This is a genomic window from Rhodococcus indonesiensis, assembly GCF_047782815.1.
Classification (GTDB): domain Bacteria; phylum Actinomycetota; class Actinomycetes; order Mycobacteriales; family Mycobacteriaceae; genus Rhodococcus; species Rhodococcus indonesiensis.
On the sequence record NZ_CP180630.1, the window covers coordinates 3,251,471 to 3,266,176 of the forward strand.

Consider the following 14,706-nt stretch of genomic DNA (forward strand, 5'->3'; position numbering starts at 1 on the left):
CCGCCGGTGCCGCTACTGCCCGGATGACGCCGGTGGCAGACTGAGACCGTCATCACCCAACCCGGGGACCCGCACGGGCCTCGAGGCAGAAAGGGACCTCTGATGTCCGAATCCACCGCTGCCCTCTACGGCGGCTCGACTCCGTCCGACGCTCCTCGCCGCAGGACGCGGGTCCATCATCTGCAGGCCATGAAGGCCGAGGGCCGGCGCTGGGCCGAGCTGACGGCGTACGACTACTCGAGCGCCCGCATCTTCGAGGAGGCCGGCATCCCGGTGCTGCTCGTGGGTGACTCCGCCGCGAACGTCGTCTACGGCTACGACACCACCGTGCCGGTCACGGTCGACGAGATGCTCCCCCTCGTACGCGGCGTGGTGCGCGGCGCCCCGCACGCACTGGTGATCGCCGACCTGCCGTTCGGCACCTACGAGGCGTCGCCGGAGCAGGCCCTCGCCACCGCCATCCGCTTCATGAAGGAGGGCGGCGCCCACGCCGTCAAGCTCGAGGGCGGCGAGCGGGTCGCCGCGCAGATCGCCGCGATCACCGCCGCCGGAATCCCCGTCCAGGCGCACGTCGGGTTCACCCCGCAGTCGGTCAACAGCCTCGGCGGGTTCCGCGTGCAGGGCCGCGGCGACGGCGCCGAACAGCTCGTCGCCGACGCCATCGCCGTGCAGGAGGCCGGCGCCTTCTCCGTGGTCATGGAGATGGTGCCCGCCGACATCGCCGGTCAGGTCACCCGCAAGCTGACCATCCCCACGGTCGGGATCGGTGCCGGAAACGAGTGCGACGCCCAGGTTCTCGTGTGGCAGGACATGGCCGGATACACCAGCGGCAGGACCGCGAAGTTCGTCAAGAAGTTCGGCAGCGTGGGCGACGAGCTGCGCCGCGCGGCCGCCGAATATGCTGCAGAGGTGGCGGCCGGGACGTTCCCCGGTCCCGAGCATTCCTTCTGATCCGGCAGGACGAGGACACCTGCGGCCGGTCCGGCCGCAGGTTCCCTCACCCGTAGGCCCGGGCCTTACCGACCCACGAGGTGCATCGCAGATGATTCGTCCCCGTCGCACACTGTTCGCCGTTGCCGTCGCCGGTGCGACGGTCGCCGCCCTGGCCGGGTGCGCGTCCGGCGGTCAGCCCGCCCCCACCGGGACGGGTTCGGCGGCGTCGCAGCCGACGACCGGCGCGGCGGCGGAGCCGAGCACGCTTCCGAGCGGGGTCACCGAAACCCAGGCCGCCGAGCTGTGCTCGCAGATGGAGGCCCAGCTGCAGAGCTGGCGCACCTACACCCCGTCCATGAGCAAGCCCGGTCTGAACCTGCTGGTCGGCGAATGGGCCGCCCGCAACGGCATCGACATGCTGGCGCTCGCCCGGGACCGTGACCGGGTCGACGCGATCGCCTCCGCCCAGTGCCCCGAGGTGCGCAGCGAGGCACTCGAGGCGCTGCAGATCCCGACCCTGGCCTCCGCGCTGGTCGGCTTCTGATGCCGTTGCGGCAGCCGTACCCGCCGATCGAACCGCACGAGCAGGGCATGCTCGATGTCGGTGACGGCCAGCGCATCTACTGGGAGGTCAGCGGTAATCCGACCGGCAAACCGGTGGTGTTCCTGCACGGCGGCCCCGGCGGCGGGACCGTTCCCGCACACCGGCAGTTCTTCGATCCGGAGGCATACCGGATCGTGCTGTTCGATCAGCGCGGCTGCGGCCGGTCGGTCCCGCACGTCGCCGACGGCGCCGATCTGTCCGCCAACACCACCGAGTACCTGCTCGCCGACATCGAAACCCTGCGACGGCGGCTGGGGATCGGCCGCTGGCAGGTGTTCGGTGGCTCGTGGGGGTCGACACTGGCGCTGGCCTATGCACAACGGCACCCGCACCGGATCACCGAGCTGGTGTTGCGCGGCATCTTCCTGCTCCGCCGCAGCGAGATCGACTGGTACTACAACGGTGGTGCCGGACAACTGTTCCCCGAGCTGTGGGAGCGCTTCCTGGAACCACTGACCGGCGCGCCGGAGGACGAGCATCCGGTCGACACGTACCACCGGCTGCTGCATTCGCCCGACCCCGACGTCGCGTTGCGGGCCGCCGTGGCGTGGTCGACGTGGGAGGGTGCGACCAGCGCCCTGCTGCCCGCGCCGGAACGAGTGGCGGAGACGTCGGACCCGCGTTTCGCGTTGGCGTTCGCCCGCATCGAGAACCACTACTTCCGCAACCGCGGCTTCCTCGAGGAAGGGCAGCTGCTGCGCGACGCCGGCCGGCTGCGCACCGTTCCGGGCGTGATCGTGCAGGGCCGTTACGACGTGGTCTGCCCGGCCACGAGCGCGTGGGAGCTGCACAAGGCATGGCCCGGATCGGACTTCGTCGTCGTCGACGACGCCGGGCACGCGGCGAACGAACCCGGCATCACCCATCACCTGCTCGAGGCGACCGACCGCTTCCGCTGAACCTCATTCGAGGCGGCCGAACCCGACCACCGCCGAGTCGGACGTGACGTCGACGGTGTGCACGCGGATGCGGCCGAGTTCGTTTCCACCGACGGTCGTCGCGGTGTCGCCGTCGACCGCGACGACGATGTTGGTGTGCTGGCCGACCCACAGCTCGTTCTCGTACAACACCACATCCCCCACCACCGGCCGGTAGCCGCCGGCGGCCGGTTCGAACCGGCCGGCCGACTCGTAGTACTCCTGCAGGGTGTACACGCCGGGGATCCGCCAGTGCCCGGAATGCGGATTGGCCAGAGGACGCCCCGCTTCCCGCATGATCCAGCTGACGAAGTTCGCGCACCACGGCTCCTCGGCGCCCTCGGAATAGAAGGTCCCGGGCCGCTGCGTGCGGTGTTCGTCCGCGAGCAACTCCACGACCCGCGTCTGCGGCTGCGTCAGCGCCGAGGTGTCCACGTCCGGGAAATCGGCGGTGTCCCAGGGCAGGTATCTGCTCGGTACCGCGCCGAGCATCAGCACCGCGGCGAGGACCACGAGCACCAGCCCGGCGGCGACGCCGGCGAACAGGCCCCGCGGCCGCCGCTCCCGGCCGGCAGCGCCGTCACGCCGGGTACGCAAACCGCACCGTCCGGGTCTGCGGGTCGGCGTGCGTCAGCCGGATCCGGATTCGGCTGCCCTCCTTCGGCTCCCCGGTACACGGGGCGATCACGGTGGCGTCGGGCACGAACACCTCGGCGTCCCGGCGGCCGTTGGTCGCGCGCAGGACCGTCGCATCGAACGACTCCCCCACGTGTGGGGCGAGGACCGTCGCCTCGGTGAGTGCGATGCACGCGCGGGTCACCTTCCCGGCGAGCGCGTCGGAACCGGCCATGGTCTCGCGAAGTTCCGGCAGCGCCGCCCGCACCGGCGCCGGCACGTCGGTGCCGGCACAGACCGCCAGGCACACCTCCGTCACGAACCGGTCGGCCAGCCGCCGCAGCGGCGCCGTGACGTGTGCGTAGGGCGCCCCGATCGCCCCGTGACCCGGCTGCTCCGGCAGCTCGCCGTCGAACGCGACGTACGACGCGCCGCGCAGCAGCGCCGGGGCCTCGCTCATCAGCACCAGCGTGGCGGGCACGTTCACATCGAGGCCGGCCAGGAAACTGCCCACCGGCAGGCCTTCCGGCCAGGGCACCCCCAGGGCAACGGCGGTGCGCCGCAGTTGCGCCACAGCCTCGGGGGCGGCCGCCGGCAGGGTTCGCAGCAACCCGATCCGTGCGTCGAGCATCATCTGCGCCGCGCACATTCCGGTCAGCAGCGACACATGGGAGTTCCAGTCGTCGACCTCCGTGCGCGGCTGGGTGGTCAACCGCCAGCCGTTCCCGTCGGCGATCACGTCCTGTTCGGGCAGTCGCAGTTCGATCGCGCCACGGGCCCGGGCCGCGGCTTCGCGGAGCCGGCCGAACTCCGGCAGCGCCGCGATCGACGGATGCACGAACCCGGCGTCGACACCAACCTGCACTCCGGCGTAGTCGAACCGTGCGACGGATCGGACCAGTGCGCGCCGCACGGTCACGTCCACCGGCTCGGCGGTCTCGTCGAGAACGAGGCGCCACAGCGCGGCCGGGCGCACGCGGCCGGGCAGCAGACTGGCCGCGTTCTCGGACAACGACCGCGGATGCAGCGGGACCGACCCGTCGGGCAGGTAGTAGGTCTGACCGCGGCGTCTGCTCTCACGGTCGAGCGCGCCGCCGGGGGTGACGAAGGCGGCGACGTCGGCGATCGCATAGTGCAGCACGAAACCGTGGACGGTCCGTTCGAGGTGCAGGGCCTGGTCGAGGTCCATCGATCCCGGCGGGTCGATGGTCACCAGGGGCAGATCAGTGCGGTCCACCCGCGCGGCGGACCAGCGGTCGGCCGCGGCCTCGGACTCGGCGACGGCGGGCAGGGGGTAATCGTCGTCGAGCGCGAATTCGGTTCGGACGGCACCGAAGTCGATCGCGGGGGCGACGACGATGCGGGTGTGCGTCACCGTGCCGAGGAACCGCTCAGCGGTTCCATTCCTCGTCGGCCTCGTCCGCAGCCTTGTTGCGCTCGGCCGCGATCTCGAGTGCCCGTTCGGCGGTGGCGCGGTCCGGGTACGGCCCCATGCGGTTCAGCGCACTGGGGTCCTTCCCCTGGCTGACCTTTCCGGTGTGTACGTCGTAGTACCAGCCCTCGTCGCTCATGACTCCCAGTCTGCCCCACGCGGCGCCGAGATTCGGGGTAACCCGCGCGCGGCGGCGCGGCTGGTACCGTCGGCCCCTGGTCCCCGCTCGACGACGCGAAAGGAATCGCATGTCGTACCTGCTCTACGACTTCCTGCTCCCCTACCTGGGGCACGAGGCCGCCTCCTACTGGGCGCACCTGCTGGTCGTCGCCCCGATCTGAGCCGGGTGGGCGGACGAGCCGGCCTGTAAGCCGGATCCTGTACCCCGCCGAGGCGGGGTGGCGACCATCCATCTGGGCACACCGTCGCCGGGTACCTCGAGCGGTTCACCCGCAGGCTCGGGCGAGCAGCCCTCGGACACCTGCGCAGCCGCACCGACCGGATCGGTGCGGCCTTCAACCTTGCTCCGGGCGGGGTTTACCGAGCCACCCCGGTCACCCGGGGTGCTGGTGCGCTCTTACCGCACCGTTTCACCCTTACCCACCCCGAGGGGTGGGCGGTCTGTTTTCTGTGGCACTGTCCCGCGAGTCACCTCGGGTTGCCGTTAGCAACCGCCCTGCTCTGTGGAGTCCGGACTTTCCTCGATCCAGGGCCTGGCACCGCCACGGTGCCGGTTCCCTGTGCCGCGGTCGCCCGGCCAACTCGTCCGCGTCGATCAGCGTACTGCCTCACGTGTCGCAAATGCGAACTACGGTACCGCCATGGCGAGATATGTGGCTCTGCTGCGCGGCATCAACGTCGGCGGCATCACCATCGCGATGGCGGATCTGAAGGACGTGTTCACCGGACTCGGTTTCGGGAACGTCCGCACCGTGCTCGCGTCGGGCAATGTGGTGTTCGACGCCGGCACGGCCGACACCGCCGAATCGAAGGCGCGGATCGAGGCGGCGCTGCGCGCCCGCTTCGGTTACGAGGCGTTCGTGTTCGTCCACGATCAGGCTGCCGTCGCGGCTGTCGTCGACGCCTACCCGTTCCAGGAGCGCGACGGCCGGCACGCATACGCGGTCTTCGTCGCCGAACCCGCGGTTCTGGAGGAGCTCGCGGCGACGACAGCGGACCTCGATCCGGCTGTCGAGCGCGTCGCCCGGGGCGACGGCGTCCTGTACTGGGACGTCGAGCGCGGGCAGACGGTCCGGGGCGCCTTCGGCCGGAACCTCGGCAAGCCCCGCTACAAGGCGGTGACCACGACGCGGAACCTGCGTACGCTCCGAAAGCTCCAGGTGTGAACGGCGGAACGACGCGTGCGGGCGCCGGGCTCGGGCGTCCGCACGCAGGGATCGGTCCGTCGCCTACAGGTGCGAGGTGTCGTTGACCAGGCGCACGGCCGCGCCACCGTCGGGATAGAACTCGGCGATGCTCAGCGACGCGAGGTCCAGGTGCAGGCGGTACAGAAGCGACGGCCCGGCGTCGAGCGCCATCTGCAGCAGCGTCTTGATCGGCGTGACGTGGGAGACCACGAGCAGGTTCGCCCCGCCGTACTCCGCGACCAGATCGTCCCGGACGGCAGTGAGACGGCCGCGGACCTCGTCGAAGCTCTCCCCGCCCGGCGGACGCACCGACGTGTCCCCCAGCCAGCGACGGTGCACCTCGGGGTCACGCTGCGCCGCCTCGCCGAAGGTCAGTCCCTCCCACTTGCCGAAGTCGGTCTCGAGGAGCCCCTCGTGCACGGTCACGGGCAGACCGAGTACCGCCGCGGCGGCATCGGCGGTCTCCCGCGCCCGCCCGAGCGGCGACGAGACCACCGCGGCGATGTTGCCCCGCTCGCCGATACGGCGGGCAGCCGCGTGCGCCTGCGCGCGGCCGAGTTCGGTCAGCGGCGGGTTGCCACGCCCGGAGTAGCGACGCTCCACCGACAACGGGGTCTGTCCGTGCCGCAGCAGCAGCATCCGGGTGGGCGTGCCGACGGCGCCGGTCCAGCCCGGCGCCTTCGCCGACGCGGAAGACGGCGGTTCGGAACCCGCCGCGGCCGAGGCAGCACCGTCCATCGCCTCGTTGGCGAGCCGGTCGGCGTAGGCATTCTCCGCGCGCGGCACCCAGGTGAACTCGATCCGCGAGAATCTCCCGGCCAGTTCGCGGGCGCGCGCGGCGAGCGGAATCATGTCCGGGTGCTTGATCTTCCATCGGCCCGACATCTGCTCGACGACCAGCTTGGAATCCATCCGGACGTCGACCTCGTCGGCCCCGAGTTCGGCGGCGGCGGTCAATCCGGCGATCAGGCCCTGGTATTCGGCCACGTTGTTGGTGGCGCGGCCGATGCTCGCGCTGCGCTCGGCCAGCACCGTCTCGTGGTCGGCATCGAAGACCACCGCACCGTAGCCGGCCGGACCCGGGTTGCCGCGCGAGCCGCCGTCGGCCTCGACAACGACCCGGCTCAAATCCCGGACTCCTTGGTGCGCACCAGGATCGCGTTGCACTCGGGGCAGCGCACGAGCGCCTCGGGCGGCGCGGCGGCGATGCGAGAGATCTCGCCGCGGTCGAGTTCGAGACGGCACGCGCCGCACCGTCGCGCCTGCAGCAGGGCTGCGCCGATGCCGGTCTTCGACCGCTGCGCCTCGTACTGGTCGACGAGCTCGGCGGGAAAGGCCTCCACGAGCGCCGCGCGGTCGCTCAGGCACCGGTGCTCGGCGACCTCGATGTCGGCGAGCGCTTCGTCGCGCAGACGGACGGCGTCCGCGAGTTCCGCATCGACGCTCGACAGCCGCGCGCCGGCGTGGTCGTGATCGGCCTTGGACGCCTCCCGGCGTTCCATGACCTCGAGCAGTTCGTCCTCGAGCAGCGCCTGCCGCCGTTCGAGGCTGGTGAGTTCGTGCTGGAGTTCGGACAGCTGCTTGGCGGCCACGCTGCCGCCGGCGAGGAGCTTGCGGTCGCGCTCCTCCCGTTGGCGGACCGCCTCGACCTCCCCTTCGAGCTTGCGGATGTCGCGGTCGAGGTCGTCGAGGATGATCTCGACCGCGACGGCGGCGTCCCGCCGCGCGGTGCGTTCCGCCTCGAGCCGTTCGACCTCCTGCTGTTCGGGCAGGGTGCGGCGCCGGTGCGCCAGGCGGGTCACCTCGGTGTCCACAGCGGCGAGGGCCAGGAGCTTGGACTGCACGGCGGGTTCGACGTTCACTCGGCGGGTTCCTGCTTTCGGCGGCGAGATCGTGGGGGGTGGTAGCTGCCTACCGTACCGCGCGGGCGGTCACGAGGAACCCGGACCTACCGGGCGGCGGTGGTCCAGGGATCGGTGCGCAGCTCGCTGACACGGGCCGCCCACCCGTCGCGGTCGGCGAAGGCGGCGTCGAGCACACCTTTCGCCTGCGCACACCACGGGTACTCGCTGGCCCAGTGCGCGACGTCGACGAGCGCGGGCCCGCCGGCACGCAGGTGCTCGTCGGCCGGATGGTGCCGCAGATCCGCAGTGACGTACGCATCGACGCCGAGCCGGGTGACGGTGCCGAGGAAGGAGTCGCCGGAGCCGCCGCACACCGCGACGGTGCGGACGATCCGGTCGGGGTCGCCGGCACCGCGCACCCCCCACTCGGTGGCCGGCAGTGCCGCGGCGACGCGTTCGGTGAGCTCGCGCAGCGTCTGCGGCACCGGCAGGTCGCCGACGCGGCCCAGGCCCCGCGAGCCGGGCAGCTCGGCCAGTTCGAACACGTCGAACGCGGGTTCCTCGTAGGGGTGCGCCGCGCGCAGAGCGGCAAGCACCCGGCCGCGCACCGCGCGCGGGGCGACGACCTCGATGCGGTCCTCGGCTACGCGTTCGAGGTCGCCGACGGTGCCGATTGCCGGATCCGCTCCGGCCTCGGGACGGAACTGTCCGATCCCGGAGGTCGTCCAGCAGCACTCGCGGTAGTTGCCGAGCCGGCCCGCACCGGCACCGAACAGGGCGGCGCGCACCTGTTCGGCCGAGTCGGCGGGCACGAGGACCACCCACTTGTCGACGGCCGGTTCGGGCTTGGGCTCTATCGGCCTGAGTCCGGTCAGGCCGAGCGCCTGCGCCAGCGCGTCGGACACGCCCGGATCGGCGCGGTCGGCGTTGGTGTGGGCGGTGAACAGCGCGCAGCCACCCCGGATGAGCCGGTGGATCAGGGCGCCTTTCGGGGTGTGCGCGCCGACGGTGTCGACACCGCGCAGCAGCAGCGGGTGATGCACGAGGAGCAGTTGTGCGCCCCAGTCGAGGGCCTCGTCGACCACGGCGGCGGTGGCGTCGACCGCGAGCAGCACCCGGTTCACGGGTTCGTCGGGATCGCCGGCGACCAGTCCGACAGAGTCCCACGACTCTGCCAGCGACGGCGGGTAGGCCGTCTCCAGCACGTCGATCACCTCGCGCAGCGTCACCGCCGTCACCGCTCCTCCTCCGTCGTCCCGGCAACTGTCCCCGACCCTACGCGGCGGGCTTCGCCGGCAGCCGGGAGAATGAGGGCGTGACGACTCTCGCCGATCTGCCTCCGCTGCTGTTGCCGGCACCCGTGGTGCTGTTCGACCTCGACGGCACCCTCACGGACTCGGCGGCGGGCGTGATCGACGGGTTCCGGCATGCACTCGCCACGGTGGGCGTTCCGGAACCGGCGCACGACGAGCCGCAACGCATCCTCGGTCCACCGATGATCGACACCCTGCGCGGACTCGGCCTCGACGAGCAGCGGGTGCAACGGGCCCTCACCGCGTACATCGAGCGCTACGACGAGCGTGGCTGGGCGGAGAACTCCGTCTTCGACGGGGTGGCGACGATGCTCGAGCGAGTGCGCGACGCCGGCAGCCGGCTCGCCGTCGCGACGTCGAAGAACCAGAACTTCGCGGTCCGCATCCTCGAGCATTTCGAGCTGGCCGGCCACTTCGACTTCATCGGCGGCGCGAGCGACGACGGGACCCGGCGGGCGAAGGCGGACGTGATCGCGCACAGTCTCGTCTCGCTCGGGGTGGACCCGGTCGCCGCCGCGGACGGCGGCACCGGAGGTGTGGTCATGGTCGGTGACCGCGAGCACGACGTGACGGGCGCGGCGCGATGGGGCATCCCGACGGTGTTCGTCGAGTGGGGGTACGGCGCGGCCGACGAGGCGGCCGACGCGCACCGGTCCGCGTCCAGCGTCGGCGAACTGACGAGGGTGCTGACCGGTGGCCGCTGAGCGCCTGCACGTGACGTTCGTGTGCACCGGCAACATCTGCCGCTCGCCGATGGCGGAGAAGATCTTCGCCGAGCATCTCCGCCGGGCCGGTCTCGCCGAGCGGGTGCGGGTCACCAGCGCCGGCACCGGCGACTGGCATGCCGGCGAGGACGCGGATCCCCGCACCACGGATCTGTTGCGGCGGCACGGCTACCCGATCGGGCACTGTGCCCGGCGCGTGACGGACGAGCAGCTCGCCGCCGATCTGGTGGTCGCCCTGGACGCCGGTCACGACCGGATGCTCGCGCAGCTCGGGGTGCCCGCCGAGCGCCGGGCGCTGCTGCGCAGCTTCGACCCGGACGCGGAAGGCGAGTCGGTTCCGGATCCGTACTACGGTGACCGGCACGAGTTCGAACTGGTCCGGCGGCAGATCGAGGCGGCGATCCCGGGTCTGCTCGACTGGGTGCGACGGCACTGAGGCCCGCGTCACCGGCTACCGTGGTTACGTGCGACGACTGACGTTCCTGCTCCGCCCGAGCTGGCTGGTGCTGGCCCTGGTGGTGGGCGGCTTCGCCTACGCGTGCTTCACCGTGCTCGCGCCGTGGCAGCTCGGCAAGAACACCACCACCGAGGAGCGCAACGACCGGATCACCGCCTCGCTGGCCACGGACCCCGTGCCGGTCGAGGAGCTGCTCTCCGGCCCCGCGCCGGCTCCGGAGGACGAGTGGCGGCGCGTCGTCGCGACCGGCTCCTACCTCCCGGACTCGGATCTGCTGGTGCGGTTGCGCAGCGTCGAGTCCTCCCCCGCCTACGAGGTGCTCACACCGTTTCGGCTCGCCGACGGCCGCACCGTCCTGGTGAACCGCGGATACGTGCGTCCGGAACGGGGTACGGAGATCCCCGCGTTCGCCCCGCCGCCCACCGGCACGGTGACCGTCGATGCGCGCCTGCGGATGTCCGAGGGAACCGCCGAGGGCAGGACCCCGTTCCGCGACGCCGGCCGCACCCAGGTCTACTCGATCGATCCCGCGCAGATCGCGGCGTTCACCGGGCTGGAGCTGACGGGCGGATACCTGCAGCTGTCCGAGAACCAGGCCGGGGGGCTGGGCACGATCCCGCTGCCGCAGCTCGACGCCGGCCCCTACCTGTCGTACGGGCTGCAGTGGGTGGCGTTCGGGATCATGGCGCCGCTGGGCCTGGGGTACTTCGTGTGGGCGGAGCTGCGCGAGCGCCGCAAGCGGAAGGAACCGGCGCCCGCGGCCGCACCCGAGGCCGAGCCGGCGCCCGCTCCGGTGGAGCGCAGCACCGAAGACAAGCTCGCCGACCGTTACGGCCGGTCCCGTTGAGCCACCCAGGCGAGGAGCCCGCGATGCACGCGACGATCGACGACTACCTGGCCGACAAGGACGACGCCGCCGTCGACATGTTCTGCCGGCTCCGCACACTCGTGCTGGGCCTCGGCGGCGACGTCGAGGAGCAGGTCCGTCCCGCCGAGGTGCGGTGGGGACGCGGCCGGGTGTTCGCGGCGGCGTTCGTCTATTCGTCGCGGCTGGAGATCGCCGTCGACCTGCCGCGGCGGGTCCACCACCCCCAGCTGCGGGAGGCCTTCCCGACCACCGCGAAGGTGACCACGCACCGCTTGAGCATCGCCACCCCGGACCAGCTCGACGACGGCGTCGTCGCGCTGCTGGCGGAAGCGTACGAGACGGCCGGAGAGCGCACCCGGTCGTAGGTTCTGCCCGTCCCCGGCCGGAACAGCGCCGGGTTCAGGATCGGCCTGACCGGCGCCTCCGACGATCATGACGTCTCCCGACGGATTCCAGGTGACGATGCGCCCGGTAGGTCCGCCCGCGACTTCGGAATCCGCACACTCCGTGACGTGGGCGGATTCCGGGCCGGCGCGTGGATGCCGACCCGTGTCGAGAAACCTCGGACGCCGTCGACGCCCCGGCGGTCGAGTTCCTGATCATGCCGGTCGAGTCTGTACCGGATCGGGTGCCTGAACCCGGACGTCAGGCGTACAACTGCTCGATTCGGTCGGCGAAGTTGTCGACCACCAGTTTGCGGCGCAGCTTCATGCTCGGTGTCAGGTCTCCCGCCTCGATGGACAGCTCCCGATCGAGGACGGCGAACCTCTTGATCTGCTCCCAGCGGTTGAGCCGGTCGTTGAGCCGGTCGATGCAGTCGGCGATCAGCGCGTGTGTCCGCTCGTCCCGGGCGATGTCACCGAACTCCCGGCCGGCCATGCCGTTCTTGGCCGCCCAATCGGTGATCGCCTCGGCATCGAGACCGACGAGGGCGACACAATACGGACGGCTCTCGCCGTACACGACGATCTCGCCGGCGTACGGGCAGATGCCCTTGAAGGTGGCCGAGATCGCGGACGGTGCGACGTACTTACCCTGGCTGGTCTTGAACAGGTCCTTCTTACGGTCGGTGATCCGCAGGAATCCGTCGGCGTCGAGTTCCCCGATGTCGCCGGTGTGGAACCAGCCGTCCGGTTCGAGCGCCTCCGCGGTGGCCTCGGGCCGCTCGTGATAGCCGTCCATCACACCGGGGCCGCGCAGGAGCACCTCGCCGTCCTCGGCGATCTGCACCTCCGTGCCGGGAAAAGGCCAGCCCACGGTGCCGAGCCGGTACGCGTAGGGACGGTTGATGAACGACGCGGCGGACGTCTCGGTCAGGCCGTACCCCTCGAGGATGATGATGCCGGCAGCATCGAACCATTGCGCGACGGCGCGGTCGAGCGGCGCTGCCGCCGAGACGAAGAACCGCAGGCGACCGCCGAAACGCTCCTTCACGGTGGAGAACACCAGCCGGTCGGCGATCCGGTACCGGAGCCGGTCGAGGACGGACGGGGTGCGGCCCTCCTGCCTGGCCTGCGAGACACGCAGCCCGACGCCGACGGCCCAGTCGAAGATCCTCTTCTTCGCCCCGCCCTCCTCGGCGACCATCGCCTCGATACGCGCATGCGCCTTCTCGAAGATGCGCGGGGCGGCGCCCATGAAGGTGGGGCGCACGACAGCGAGGTTCTCGACGATCTTCTCCACGCGGCCGTCGATCACCGTGGTGAAGCCGATCTGCAGCGGCAACGCCAGCATCACCTTGCCGAAGGCGTGCGACAGCGGCAACCAGAGGAAGTTCAGGTCGTCGGGGCCGAGGATGTTCACCGCGTCCACGGCCGCGGCGGTGTACGTCCACCCCGAGTGCGGCAGCAGCACACCCTTCGGCTTCCCGGTGGTGCCGGAGGTGTACATGATGCTGGCCAACTGTTCGGGACGGATCGCGTCCACCCGGTCGGCGACGACGGAGGGCGAGTCGGCGAGCAGCGCACGGCCCCGAGTCTCCAGGTCCGCGAGGGTGACGACCCAGTCCCCGTCGCCCTCGCCGTCGACGACCACGACAGTCCGCACGTCGGGCAGGTCGGCGCGGTGGGCGACGAGCTTGTCGACCTGGGTCCAGTCCTCCGCGACCACGACGGCGCTGCCCGAGTTGGCGACGATGAACGCGACGTCGGGTGCGTTGGTGGTGGGATAGATGGTGGTGGTCGCGGCGCCGGCGCACATGATCGCGAAGTCCGCGAGCACCCATTCGTACCGGGTCGAGGAGGCGATCGCGACCGGATCCTCGGGTTCGACTCCCAGGGTGATCAAGCCGGCGGCGAGTGCGGTGACCCGGTCGCCGACCTGCTGCCAGGTCGTGCTTCCCCAGCCGTCCCCCTGCGGATACCGGAAAGCCTCGGCCTCCGGCGTCGCGGCCACCCGGTCGACGAACAGCCGGGCCACCGACGGGGCCCGATCGTCGATCTTCGCGAAGTCGACCGTCTCGTCCACCGCCCGCAGCGCAGCCATGCGCCGAGTGTAGATCCGCAGCGATCGCCGACGTGGGCAGTTACCCAAAGGTCGGAGGCGTCAACAGGTGCTGGGCGCCGGTTCGCCGCGGAACCGCGCGTCGACCCAGTCCAGAGCGGGGAACAGGCCCAGGGCGGCGGCGGAGAGATGGTCCGGCGTCGGGGTCAGGAGAGTCTGCACCGGCACCCCGGCCGCGCAGTAGCGGCGCATCGTGGCGACCACGGAGTCGACCGGGATGAGCGCATCGGTCGGGCTGTGCCATTCGAAGATCGGGGCCTTCGGCACGCCGGCATACAGCTCGAGGCTGTTCTCCTCCATCACCGTCCGCGCAGCGGGATCGTCGAGGAAGCGGCGGTTGTCGGTCATCTCGGCCGCGCTGCGACCGACTCCCCAGAACATGATCTCGTTGGTGCAGCCGTTGGCGATCAGCTGCTCGAGCCAGTGTCCCTGGGCGTTGAGCTGCGGGGTGACGTGAATGCGGTCGGGATACTCGCGTTCGAGCCCGAGGGCGGCAGCCATCGCGAGGCCGAACGCCGGATGCGGGGCGGTGCCCAGACTCTCGGCCATCTTCACCAGGTTCATCGGGACACCGCCCTCGGCGGCTCCCACGATGTTCAGCTCCGGGGCGTATTCCGGGGCCAGCGCCGCGGCCCACGAGGTGGCCATCCCACCCCCCGAATAGCCGCCCAGCGCGACCTTGCTGTCCGCCACCTGCAGTTCCGGCACGCGCTGCACGGCGCGGATTCCGTCCAGCGTGACCCGGCCGCCGAGCTTGGCGGCGCCGTAGGCCATCCGCGGGCCCAGATGGTCGGGCAGCGCCACCGCCCACCCGCGCGCCAGCGCAAGATTGAGTCCGGCGGCCTCCCGGATCTGATGCAACGGATGGCTCGTGTAGAGCTGGGAGACGATCTTGCACTTGTGCCCGAGCGCGTTGATGATGTGCTGATACGACAGCAGCGGCCCGTTCTGCACGTGATGCGCCGGCCGCACGAAGGTCGTGTTCGCCGCGACGGGTCGATCCTGCGAATCCGTGGTGCGGAACAGCACTTCCCACACGGTGCTGCCCGGGAAGTAGTACGAGGGCGGCAACTGCCGGACCCGTAGCACGTCGCCCGGTGCGCGAGCCGCGAGATCGGCCGGCGCGGCG

General features: G+C 71.2%; 15 protein-coding genes, 1 other RNA gene and 1 pseudogene. 8 read left to right on the forward strand and 9 right to left on the reverse strand.

All coding sequences use genetic code 11. The annotated features are described in order from the left end of the window. Window positions 1–102 precede the first annotated feature (102 nt). The 3 genes from panB (at window position 103) to pip (ending at window position 2,436) form a co-directional block, all read left to right on the forward strand. On the forward strand, window positions 103–951 hold the full coding sequence (gene panB / locus ACM26Y_RS14925; RefSeq protein WP_003937097.1) for a 3-methyl-2-oxobutanoate hydroxymethyltransferase: 849 nt from the start codon (window positions 103–105) through the stop codon (window positions 949–951). Between the two features lie 91 nt (window positions 952–1,042). Continuing rightward, window positions 1,043–1,477 carry a hypothetical protein gene (locus ACM26Y_RS14930; RefSeq protein ID WP_416061274.1) on the forward strand — a complete coding sequence of 145 codons (435 nt, stop codon included), beginning with the start codon at window positions 1,043–1,045 and terminating at the stop codon, window positions 1,475–1,477. After that, entirely contained in the window at window positions 1,477–2,436 is a 960-nt protein-coding gene (gene pip / locus ACM26Y_RS14935) for a prolyl aminopeptidase (protein ID WP_289378853.1), read from the forward strand. The genes ACM26Y_RS14930 and pip overlap by 1 nt, the downstream gene beginning before the upstream one ends. Before the next feature lie 3 nt (window positions 2,437–2,439). Here pip and ACM26Y_RS14940 read toward each other — a convergent pair whose 3' ends face one another. The 4 genes from ACM26Y_RS14940 to rnpB form a co-directional block, all read right to left on the reverse strand. Continuing rightward, window positions 2,440–3,051 (reverse strand): CHAP domain-containing protein, encoded by a 612-nt coding sequence (locus ACM26Y_RS14940; protein ID WP_416061275.1) that lies wholly within the window; start codon window positions 3,049–3,051, stop codon window positions 2,440–2,442. Beyond that, window positions 3,035–4,444, reverse strand: coding sequence for an RNB domain-containing ribonuclease (locus tag ACM26Y_RS14945; RefSeq protein ID WP_416061276.1), 1,410 nt, complete (start codon window positions 4,442–4,444; stop codon window positions 3,035–3,037). Before ACM26Y_RS14945 ends, ACM26Y_RS14940 begins: the two co-directional genes overlap by 17 nt. A gap of 16 nt (window positions 4,445–4,460) precedes the next feature. After that, the gene (locus ACM26Y_RS14950; RefSeq protein ID WP_006947711.1) at window positions 4,461–4,640 is read right to left on the reverse strand and encodes a hypothetical protein; all 180 of its coding nucleotides are present in this window, start codon (window positions 4,638–4,640) and stop codon (window positions 4,461–4,463) included. A 212-nt stretch (window positions 4,641–4,852) separates the two neighbouring features. Then, window positions 4,853–5,266, reverse strand: an RNA gene (rnpB, locus tag ACM26Y_RS14955) — RNase P RNA component class A. A gap of 56 nt (window positions 5,267–5,322) precedes the next feature. Between rnpB and ACM26Y_RS14960 the strand changes: the two genes are divergently transcribed. Further along, window positions 5,323–5,847: a DUF1697 domain-containing protein gene (locus ACM26Y_RS14960; RefSeq protein WP_416061277.1), complete on the forward strand. Its 525-nt coding sequence runs from the start codon at window positions 5,323–5,325 to the stop codon at window positions 5,845–5,847. 63 nt (window positions 5,848–5,910) lie between these two features. Here the strand turns inward: ACM26Y_RS14960 and ACM26Y_RS14965 are convergent, their stop codons facing one another. From ACM26Y_RS14965 to ACM26Y_RS14975, 3 genes are all read right to left on the reverse strand, one after another. Further along, entirely contained in the window at window positions 5,911–6,996 is a 1,086-nt protein-coding gene (locus ACM26Y_RS14965) for a bifunctional RNase H/acid phosphatase (protein ID WP_416061278.1), read from the reverse strand. Further along, window positions 6,993–7,730 carry a zinc ribbon domain-containing protein gene (locus ACM26Y_RS14970; protein ID WP_003937088.1) on the reverse strand — a complete coding sequence of 246 codons (738 nt, stop codon included), beginning with the start codon at window positions 7,728–7,730 and terminating at the stop codon, window positions 6,993–6,995. Before ACM26Y_RS14970 ends, ACM26Y_RS14965 begins: the two co-directional genes overlap by 4 nt. 86 nt (window positions 7,731–7,816) lie before the next feature. Beyond that, window positions 7,817–8,950 carry a Nif3-like dinuclear metal center hexameric protein gene (locus ACM26Y_RS14975; RefSeq protein ID WP_416061279.1) on the reverse strand — a complete coding sequence of 378 codons (1,134 nt, stop codon included), beginning with the start codon at window positions 8,948–8,950 and terminating at the stop codon, window positions 7,817–7,819. Between the two features lie 77 nt (window positions 8,951–9,027). On the opposite strand from ACM26Y_RS14975, the gene ACM26Y_RS14980 reads away from it, so the two are divergent. Genes ACM26Y_RS14980 through ACM26Y_RS14995 form a run of 4 tightly spaced genes read left to right on the forward strand, consistent with a single transcriptional unit; the run spans window position 9,028 to window position 11,440 of the window. Next, entirely contained in the window at window positions 9,028–9,729 is a 702-nt protein-coding gene (locus ACM26Y_RS14980) for an HAD hydrolase-like protein (RefSeq protein WP_010594299.1), read from the forward strand. Next, on the forward strand, window positions 9,719–10,186 hold the full coding sequence (locus ACM26Y_RS14985; RefSeq protein WP_003937085.1) for a low molecular weight protein-tyrosine-phosphatase: 468 nt from the start codon (window positions 9,719–9,721) through the stop codon (window positions 10,184–10,186). Before ACM26Y_RS14980 ends, ACM26Y_RS14985 begins: the two co-directional genes overlap by 11 nt. Window positions 10,187–10,214: 28 nt before the next feature. After that, on the forward strand, window positions 10,215–11,054 hold the full coding sequence (locus tag ACM26Y_RS14990; protein WP_003937084.1) for an SURF1 family protein: 840 nt from the start codon (window positions 10,215–10,217) through the stop codon (window positions 11,052–11,054). 23 nt (window positions 11,055–11,077) lie between these two features. Continuing rightward, window positions 11,078–11,440 (forward strand): DUF5655 domain-containing protein, encoded by a 363-nt coding sequence (locus ACM26Y_RS14995; protein ID WP_003937083.1) that lies wholly within the window; start codon window positions 11,078–11,080, stop codon window positions 11,438–11,440. Between the two features lie 280 nt (window positions 11,441–11,720). On the opposite strand, the gene ACM26Y_RS15000 is transcribed toward ACM26Y_RS14995, so the two are convergent. Continuing rightward, window positions 11,721–13,559: an AMP-dependent synthetase/ligase gene (locus ACM26Y_RS15000; protein ID WP_003937082.1), complete on the reverse strand. Its 1,839-nt coding sequence runs from the start codon at window positions 13,557–13,559 to the stop codon at window positions 11,721–11,723. 60 nt (window positions 13,560–13,619) lie between these two features. Further along, window positions 13,620–14,699: pseudogene (locus ACM26Y_RS15005) on the reverse strand (lipase family protein); the annotation flags it as partial. Window positions 14,700–14,706: the final 7 nt, after the last annotated feature.

Bases quoted from the DNA above. Each gene is read 5' to 3' on its own strand.
- panB (WP_003937097.1), top strand. From the start codon at position 103: ATGTCCGAATCCACCGCTGCCCTCTACGGCGGCTCGACTCCGTCCGAC.
- ACM26Y_RS14930 (WP_416061274.1), top strand. From the start codon at position 1,043: ATGATTCGTCCCCGTCGCACACTGTTCGCCGTTGCCGTCGCCGGTGCG.
- pip (WP_289378853.1), top strand. From the start codon at position 1,477: ATGCCGTTGCGGCAGCCGTACCCGCCGATCGAACCGCACGAGCAGGGC.
- ACM26Y_RS14950 (WP_006947711.1), bottom strand. From the start codon at position 4,640: ATGAGCGACGAGGGCTGGTACTACGACGTACACACCGGAAAGGTCAGC.
- ACM26Y_RS14960 (WP_416061277.1), top strand. From the start codon at position 5,323: ATGGCGAGATATGTGGCTCTGCTGCGCGGCATCAACGTCGGCGGCATC.
- ACM26Y_RS14995 (WP_003937083.1), top strand. From the start codon at position 11,078: ATGCACGCGACGATCGACGACTACCTGGCCGACAAGGACGACGCCGCC.
- ACM26Y_RS15000 (WP_003937082.1), bottom strand. From the start codon at position 13,559: ATGGCTGCGCTGCGGGCGGTGGACGAGACGGTCGACTTCGCGAAGATC.